Raw genomic sequence first — 8697 nt, 5'->3', positions numbered from 1 at the left:
GGGCCTTGGTGAACGGTTACGGCGTCAGCACCGCACTGACGCGGCCTTGTGCTTCAGAGATAGCACCGCGACTGAACGATAAACCAAAGTTTTGCTCGAGCTGTTGCTGGATTTTACTGATACTCTGGTGAAACTGACCCGACTGCATCGCCACATACGCCAGCAGGTTATTGCCCATCTGCCCTTGATTCACGTTGTCGGGTAGTGTGGCTTTTACCGTTTTACTGCACTGACAACACTGGCCCTGATGCAACTGATGTTCGACTACAGAGAATGCTTGGCTGGGAATATCAAATACCTGATGCCGACGATAAGGGGAATCATTGATAGCAATGTCACCACCGCAAGCACAAGTATCGTCGGGATAATAGGTGCGCGTCTCATCAACGGTATCGGCCAGCATCCGCTTACTACCTTTATGGCCGGATTGCGCACCGCGCTTACGGCCTGTCGGCTTTTTAGCTGGCGCAGAAGAGGACGCCCCCGGCCCATTAGACGATGGCGGGCGCGATGAATTACGACTGTTTTGATTCAGTCGGTCTTCGAGGTCATTTAGCCTGTCCCAGAGTGTACTAATGAGCTCATTGGCATCATCGAGATTAGTAGCGACGGGTGGCTTTGTGGGCTGCTTTTTACGTGGCATAAAACCACTCTGACAGACTGGCGGGATCAATCAATAGGATCCCCACGATCATTGAAAATAAATATTACTAACTGTCAATAGGGCCCTGGTGAACGGTTACGATTTTTTATGTTGGTAAGATCAGAAAGTTTACTCCTGATTTTTTCTATACCATCTGCAACACTATCATTTTCGCCAAACAAACTCTCCTGACCTTGTCTGAATATAAGGTAGTCTTTCGCAAATTTCTTATCTTCACTCATGACATCAACTCCCTTTAATTAATTTTTACTCATCGCGATTCCTGAATGAGAAACTGAATCCGGTAACTCGATAAGATACTTTTTTCTATATTTAGTATGATATTAGGTGGTATTACGAATAAAAATACAAGACCTATATTTAATCAAATGAACAGACAAAACTTATTCAAGCTCATCAACTTAATCCAATACATTCAAACCACTTCAATTTCCGTCAATCAATAGCCTTTAAGCTTCTATACTCTTCAAACGCAAACCGATCCGTCATACCACTAATGTAATCGATTAATAATCGAGATCTGTAATACAACTCTAAAATTTTATCTTCATCAGAAACGGTTTCTTGTTCGTGTATGCTTTTCACGCTGTCGCTGTAATGGCGTTTATGTTTGTTGGACAAATCATGATACAACCTAGTCTCAATAGGACATGGTTTCAAAAACTCGGTTTTGGAAAGGGACTTAAATTTTTCATAATCTAACTTAAGAAGTGGCATATAAGCATCAAGTAATCCTGATATTATCGCGTGACCTTGTAACTCTAAACGCTCTACTTCTTTAGCAGAAAAAACATATTTAGAAGCAACATCTTTCAAAACTTCTGTTGCTAAGTGAAATTCATCATTGCCATCTAACAAAGACTCATCAAGCGTCCCATCGAACACAGCTTCATGGTTTTCAATATATCTGTAAGATGCATAATTAGCTAATTCATTAACCAAGATAGTTCTTAACGTAAGAATGTATGAATGGTTCTTATTGTGAGACTCTGACTCATATCTCTTGTAAGCCTTTTTAGCAAGATTTGGTAAATATCTTTTTTTGACTACTTCATTATCAACTTTTTCATCATCTAAATAAGAATCCCATATATCGTTTATAGCTTTATGAAGCTGATCTACATTTAAAATGCCTTTATCTAACGCATCATCAAGATCTGCAATACAGTAAGAAATATCATCAGCAGCTTCCATAATGTATGTCAGCGGGAATCTATTGCCAGATTCAATATTTAAGTTACTTTGAAGCGTTTTAACATACTCTTCTTCAGAGTAGTAATAACCGGGCTTTTTCTTTCGATAGTAATAAAGATCACTTTTATCAGTAGGCTTTGGTTCGTAAGCAGGTCGGGTATATTTGATTAGACAGGCTACTTGTGAAAAAGATAGGTTTAAGTCTTGCAAACTATGTAGAAGTCTAATGGCTTGCGCGTTACCTTCAAAACAAAGTAGGTCTTTTACTAGTATATTATCCTTAACCTCATCACCGAATTTTTCAGTGAAAACATTCAACAGTGACGTTTCAGACCACATGTTTATGGCTTCTTCTCCGAAATGACCGAAAGCTGGATTTCCAACATCGTGCAGCAAACATGCGATTTCAATAGCACTGGTAAAGCCATCTTTTTTATCGTCTAACCCTAAAGCTTTTAACTTGTCAGCTTCGTTTAATTTTTTTAAAACCAGTTTTGCGATATATCTACCAACTTGTTGAACTTCTAAAGAATGAGTTAAACGACTTCTAACCGCAGCATTGGACTCTAGAGGGAATACTTGAGTTTTTTGTTGCAACCTTCTAACAGCAGCAGAATTAATTGAACGCCCCCGATCTGACTCCATTTCTTCATCAAATGTTTCTTTAGGAGCCGTTGATGCTCGAAAGCGTTCATGCTTTAACTTTTCGTTATAATCCATACTGAAATTTCCCTTAATATTGTTATTATTCAAAATAAAAATTTTACAATTCCCACAAACATTATGAATGTTTGTTCAATATCTATATCTGTTGAGGCAAGTGTCGTTACTTTAAACCAAGTTTTCGTTTTATATCTAGAGGTATGTCATTCAACAATCTTCCATACAGCTCTTCACAAGTATTCTGAAGTAATTTTTTGTTTTCATTCGTTAGTTTTATAGTACTGTTTTTTAACTCTTCTTTAGTCTTGTGCTGATACCCTTTGTTAGGCTTGTTTATTCGGCTTTCTTTCGCTACATGAAGTTTTTCGTTTATATCATTAAAATATTTTTTTAATCCTACCGAGTAATTATTGCTATTGAACATTGGCTGAGACCCTTTTCCAACTCTTCTAGCGACTTCTGCTTTTGAAATAGTCCAATACTTTTTATATTTATAACTATCTTTATCTGGATGCCCCCTGATGTAGCGTAACTTTTCCTCTTTAAGATTATTTATCGCTTTGTAAGCTTCTTCAGCAGTGGGATGAAGCTTGATCCATTCTAACTTCTTATCTACTTCTGTACTCTCAGGCTCTTGGCTTCTTTCTTCTTTCAATAAGAAATCATCGTAATAATTATTACTCATTTGGGAGCCTCCTCAGAGCTGACAACCATTTCGATTGTTTCATTTAAGAAATCAATATATTTTTGATAAGGTGATACATCGTGATTTTTACCCAGTTCTTTTATACGTTTGAGTGCCAGCCTAACAGTCACTAAATGCGCCATTTTGATAAACAGAGGGAGGTTTGGGTTTCTACAAGCTTCGACATCTGGTTTGATATATACAACAATGCCGTTGAAGTTTCCCTCTTCGATATCACCGTTGATACAGCCCAAGCAAAGGCTAGGTTCAGCTTTGTGCCGCTGAGGTGTACCATCTTCTGAGCACTTAGCGTGGACAAATGTACCCTTTCGTAATACACACGTATTCCAAGGATTAACTTTAATATCGATTATTCTGTCATTCGAAACTTTGTTTGTTAGTTTTTCATACTCTCCGTGTGTTTTAACATGAGTAATAGCAACAGCTTTATTTATGAACCGATCAAACAGACCAGAATAATGCCTTCTTTCATCATTAAGACTCTTGATTCTATTTCTTACAATATGATTTATTGTTGTTCTCTTGGCGACCTGCATTAAAGCTTTAGCTTCTTTCCCCTTCAAATATGCCATGAAAAAACGTTCATCGATATGTTTGAAATTTGCTCGAATAAACTTGCCTATGTCGCCTTTATATCGCCTCAAGACAGCTTCGGCCCATACATGCCTTAATGCGTGAGGAGTTGCGTTAAATATTCCAATTCTAAGTTCATCTATTATGGCTCTTATATCTGAATCGCTGATATTTTCACGAGTTACTCTTATGTATTCCAAAGTTTCTTGAGATAAGCGATTTTCGAGTATTTCAATTGCAATCTCATCAAGTTCATCATTGATATAACGTCTGATGGTTTCTGCAAAACGTAAGTGTTTCTGATCAACCGTATAACTTCGAGATATTAATTCTAGGACTTGGTTATCATTTCTCAGCTTATCTCTTAGTTCTTGTAGATTCTGAATTATTGCACTATTCAAATCGTATTTAGCAGACAAATACTGCTTTCTTTTAAATTCTACTAAATCACAATGAGTATCCTTAACCATTAGTAGTTCAAGTTCATCAAGTTCTAAAAACGTTACGTATTTTTCAGGAAAACTCTGCCAATGTCTTGCTACCATTCTACTGACATGACTCTCAATTAGCGTAGCTTCTCCAAATGTGGCAGAAGTCAACGCAAAACCGTTGTCATTTGTTGCTGTAAAGGCAGACAATTGCTTAATTAGAATTGCAGTTGATAACGTTATTTCTCTTTCTAGTAATGTCTCGCCATTTGTCTTTGGTGAAATCCACTTAATATAAAAACTGAACGGTGAATATACAGCATCTGAAATTTCTTTATTAACAGCAGAATTTAACGATGATTCAGGAAAGCCATATTCACTCGCTCTCCAACCAGTATAAGCAACCATAGCCGTTACACCAGCAGCTTCGACATCCCTGAAAAAACTCCCCATTTTGACATTAGTTCTATCACGAAATAGATCTAAGTATTCGTCCAAAAGTGCAACTGCTTTCTCTAAATCTAAAGTTTGTTCGCTTAAAACTTTGTCACAATGCTCATCGAATTCTTGTAATGAAAAGTCGATCTTAAAGCCTGTGTTATCACTATTAATACTCGCAGCATATTCTGACAGTATATATTCTCTTTTTTTTAGCTGACTATCATAAAAGCGAGAAAACATCAGTGCTCTCACAAACTCATGTGAATCAAAACGAGTTTCATCTAATTTTAACTCTAATATTATTTTATTAAGCTTATCTATATTAAACGCATGATACTTCAAAACTATTTCGTTAAATTTAGTGGTAATTAAATTGCAGAGCTGCTCTTTATTTTCATTAAATAACGCATCCCATTTAGATTGATTTCCTTTCTCTTCTAAATCAAACCCTAGTTCAAAAACAGAACAACGAAGAGCTGTAGCAAAAACAATATGTTGCTCAAAGAAGCTTGCACAATAATCAACATAATGTTTACCCACATCCAAAGTTAAAAAATCAAATGTTCCTCCATTTTTGTAATCTGCCAAAGTCATACCCATTTGTGATAGACATGCTGAATTAAACGCCTTATTTAAATCCTCCTCATGGATATTAGTAACAACACTTTCTACACTATGAAGGCGTAAAGTTCTTGTAATACTTGATAAATTAAACATTTTAAATCGAGAGCCATAAGCGGGAGATGACAGGCGTCTAACAAAAGCTTTGTCTACAAAATCGTGAGTTAGAGTTAAACTAAAGAAGTCCTCCAGCTTGGATTCATCAAGTAATTTAATATTATTTTCTCGAAGATACGCAAAAAGCATTCTTAGCATTTCCAAATGCCAAACACTTCTATAGTCCAACGAGTTATTGTGCCTTTGCTGTAAAAAGAGCCACTTGGCAAAGTCTATGATCGTTAAATTAATAAACTCTCCGACTTCAAATTCAATTCTAATACTTGATTTAAATTTTAAAATTTCATTATTGAAGTCGCTAAAATCTAACGTTGCATACAAATTTTCTGCTCTGGCAGTGGTTGAAGAAAAAGGAATTACCCATTTATCACTTATAAAGGAAGCGTGTCCTTTAGGGTCAATTAAACGCAACATGTCATTACAATGCTCTACGAACCTAGATTTAGAGTTGTTGATATTGCTGACCGAACTAACCAAACTATTCACTTAGTAACCCCCTGTAAATGCGGTAAAAATAGGTGGCAGATCTTTCTTATACTTCTTATAAAGCTTCTGACCTTCAATGACCGTTTTTTTACTAAACAATCTGTTTGATAAAACCGTCTCTATCCATTCTGCCGTGGGTAACGCCTCTAGAAACAAATATTCTGGTGCGCGTTGAAAGATTTTTTGATGGCTGCGTTCTAATTCGCCTAAATAGTGTAAAAGCTTAAGAACAGTTTCAGGTGAATCAACAAGATAAATATTGTCAGGCAGACTACTTTCACTGCCTTCATTAGATACCAAGAAGCCAAGGCCGTTGACCTTGCCATTACTTTTGCCAGTAACTACTTTTAATAGCGCCAAGGTATTATCTGCTCTTAGTTTAATCGCTTGTAAGGCACTTTCTATTGTTGTGTTATATTCAGAAACTTCTGACATACTGGGCCTTAAGACATTCAAAGAAATGTCATTCATAACAGTGCGAGTGATTTTTCCACAGTTATCTATCCAAGTTTGATTGTCTTCAGTACGATAGTTAGTACGTTCTGTCTCATTTGTATGAGAGTTGTAATTAGTAATTCGACTTGGGTCAAAGTTATCTGATTGAGAGTGTACTCTTGAGTTCTTTACTGCTTCAGAGCTAAAAATACGAGTCACCGTTGGTGTTTCGCAATTTAAAAGCCAGTTAGTATTTTTTCTCTCATAATTCTCTTTTCGAATACCTTTTTCGCATATACCTACAACGCACTCGATGAATACGGGTGAAACCTTTTCTTTTGATAAATGGGTATTTATCACGTCACGAATACAAGATTTTCCCAAGAACTTGAAGAACAGTGAGATGCTTGCTGTTCTTCCCATCTTGGACTGTAATGAACCATCATTATCGATTAACTTACAATCAACTTTAAGTCTATCTGTTCGGTCATTTAGAAACGCAAGAATAGAAGTGCCTAATAACGAATTTCCTTCAACCGTTTCAAGATCATGGTAGCTTTTTGAGCGAGACTTAAAATAGTCTGATTCTATTTGAGTAACTTCCCCTGTTTGTCTTTTTGAAAATCTTAAATCACTCAATTTTATTTTAAATAAATCATTATATGGAACCGTTTGGTATGACATTAATAAAGCAAATAAGTAATTTTCCCCTTTAGAAATAGGGATCTTTTTATGTCTTTCAGATGAGTATTCTACTAGCTCTTGAATAAAGTCAGGATTAAATAAAAGTGAATAATCCGTGACCTGACGAAAAACTGTGACTCTTTTATTCGATATCTTTGTTGTTTGGGCTGCTATTTTTCCACCATCCCAAAATTCATCTTTCGCAAACTGATGTGCCTCTTCTACACATTGAGAAAAAATTAAAGACTCTAAAGCAGTATTAATAATGCTATCTGCTGTGATTCCAGTAAGGAGATTTCTCAGTTTCTCAAAAAATTCTCTTTGATTATTTAAAGTAGTATTTTTAAATGCCGCTTCATCTACACGAAACTGTTTACTTTTGCGACCTCCGCTATAATTATCTAGATGAGGGCGAATTAACTTCGCAGGAAAGTAGTTTGGTTTAACCTTTTTCTTGTGAAATAAATCAATAAGCGCGTGTTTTGCTTTATTAATTTCAATTAATGCGCTGCTTATTGTAATTTGGAATGACCGCATCAATAATTTTGGTGATCCAGCTCTTTGATATAGCTGTGACCCAACACCGATATCGTCTCTTCTTAACCAAGAGTGAAATCCAAAGTAATCAGTAAGTGTAGTTTGAACACTATCATCACTAGCTGCGGGTTTATTTTTTGATAGAAGATCTAGGTATTTATAATCATCTGATGCAAATAATTCATTACCAAATGGTACATAATTAAGCGCTTTATTTATCAGTCGTATTAATTCAATCATTCCAGTGCTTTGAGTCTTCACTCCATCGTTTTTAACCCGGTAAGATTCAAAACACTTTAAAATGTTTACGCGATTTAATTGATCTACCTTAAGTGCATTCAAGTAACTCATGAATTTAGGGACGGTATAAGACAATGCTTGACGATTACCACTAGTCCCCTCATCAAGAACAAAAGTTATATAATTGGCAGCGTATAAAGCCGAAAATATTAATCGCTTCTCGTGTGATTCGAAATCTTCAAGAGTTACGATTTGCGACTTTGCACCCTCATATTCGGGAACAATAAATTTATCAGTCTCAAATGGCTCAAATTCAACAGCTCTAACCGTTTGTTTACTTGAAAACTCTGCCAGCATTTCAGCTTGTTGTTTTAATAAGCTCGCTTCTACACTATCCATTTGAGCACTCCAAGTATGATTTTTCTTGATCAAGCTTTTCTTTTACAGACCTAATGTATTTTCTCGTTGTTGTCGGAGCATCTTTGCCTTGAGTTTCATGACCTAATAATTCTGCAACTAGTAAATATGGTCTAGATAAGTGCGTAACATTTTCAAGCTCAAGTCCATCCTCTTCAACCGCATCATGAAACTTATCAGTACCGTAAGAATGTCTAAGGATGTGGTATGTATGTTTTTCGTCTAACAAATGAAGGTATGTTGGTAATAATCCTTCCTTTTGTTTGTCAATTACCAAAGCACGTGTATCTTTAAAATCTCTAGATCCTTGGTATTCCTTTATTCCATGTACAGTACGACTTGCAGGATCAGTCAAGAACAAACTATCTTCACCACAATCGGGTCTTTCTGTCTCGTAATAAAGTTTAAAACGCAACATGACGTCACGTGGAATATAAATCCATCTAGAAATGCCGCCAACACCACCTCTGCGGTAACCGTTCAGCAGGGCC

6 protein-coding genes and 1 pseudogene are annotated in these 8697 nt (G+C 36.2%); all 7 read right to left on the bottom strand.

Annotated elements, in window-relative coordinates; all coding sequences use genetic code 11:
- Positions 1-19: 19 nt before the first annotated feature.
- Positions 20-643 (bottom strand): annotated as a pseudogene (locus C7Y69_RS12105) (IS66-like element ISAma4 family transposase); the annotation flags it as partial.
- 74 nt (positions 644-717) lie between these two features.
- Complete coding sequence (locus C7Y69_RS21570; RefSeq protein ID WP_185864170.1) at positions 718-885, bottom strand: hypothetical protein; 168 nt, start codon at positions 883-885, stop codon at positions 718-720.
- 214 nt (positions 886-1099) lie between these two features.
- Positions 1100-2578, bottom strand: coding sequence for a dGTPase (dgt, locus tag C7Y69_RS12100; RefSeq protein ID WP_126872887.1), 1479 nt, complete (start codon positions 2576-2578; stop codon positions 1100-1102).
- A 106-nt stretch (positions 2579-2684) separates the two neighbouring features.
- Complete coding sequence (locus tag C7Y69_RS12095; protein WP_126872886.1) at positions 2685-3206, bottom strand: hypothetical protein; 522 nt, start codon at positions 3204-3206, stop codon at positions 2685-2687.
- The gene (locus tag C7Y69_RS12090) at positions 3203-5893 is read right to left on the bottom strand and encodes a hypothetical protein (RefSeq protein WP_126872885.1); all 2691 of its coding nucleotides are present in this window, start codon (positions 5891-5893) and stop codon (positions 3203-3205) included. Before C7Y69_RS12090 ends, C7Y69_RS12095 begins: the two co-directional genes overlap by 4 nt.
- Complete coding sequence (locus tag C7Y69_RS12085; RefSeq protein WP_126872884.1) at positions 5894-8188, bottom strand: hypothetical protein; 2295 nt, start codon at positions 8186-8188, stop codon at positions 5894-5896.
- A partial coding sequence (locus C7Y69_RS21565) for a site-specific integrase (RefSeq protein WP_185864169.1) occupies positions 8181-8697 on the bottom strand: 517 nt, incomplete at its 5' end. The genes C7Y69_RS21565 and C7Y69_RS12085, both read right to left, overlap by 8 nt.

This window comes from Alteromonas sp. KS69 (assembly GCF_003989595.1).
Classification (GTDB): Bacteria; Pseudomonadota; Gammaproteobacteria; order Enterobacterales; family Alteromonadaceae; genus Alteromonas; species Alteromonas naphthalenivorans.
This window is presented reverse-complemented; position numbering and strand designations above follow the sequence as displayed.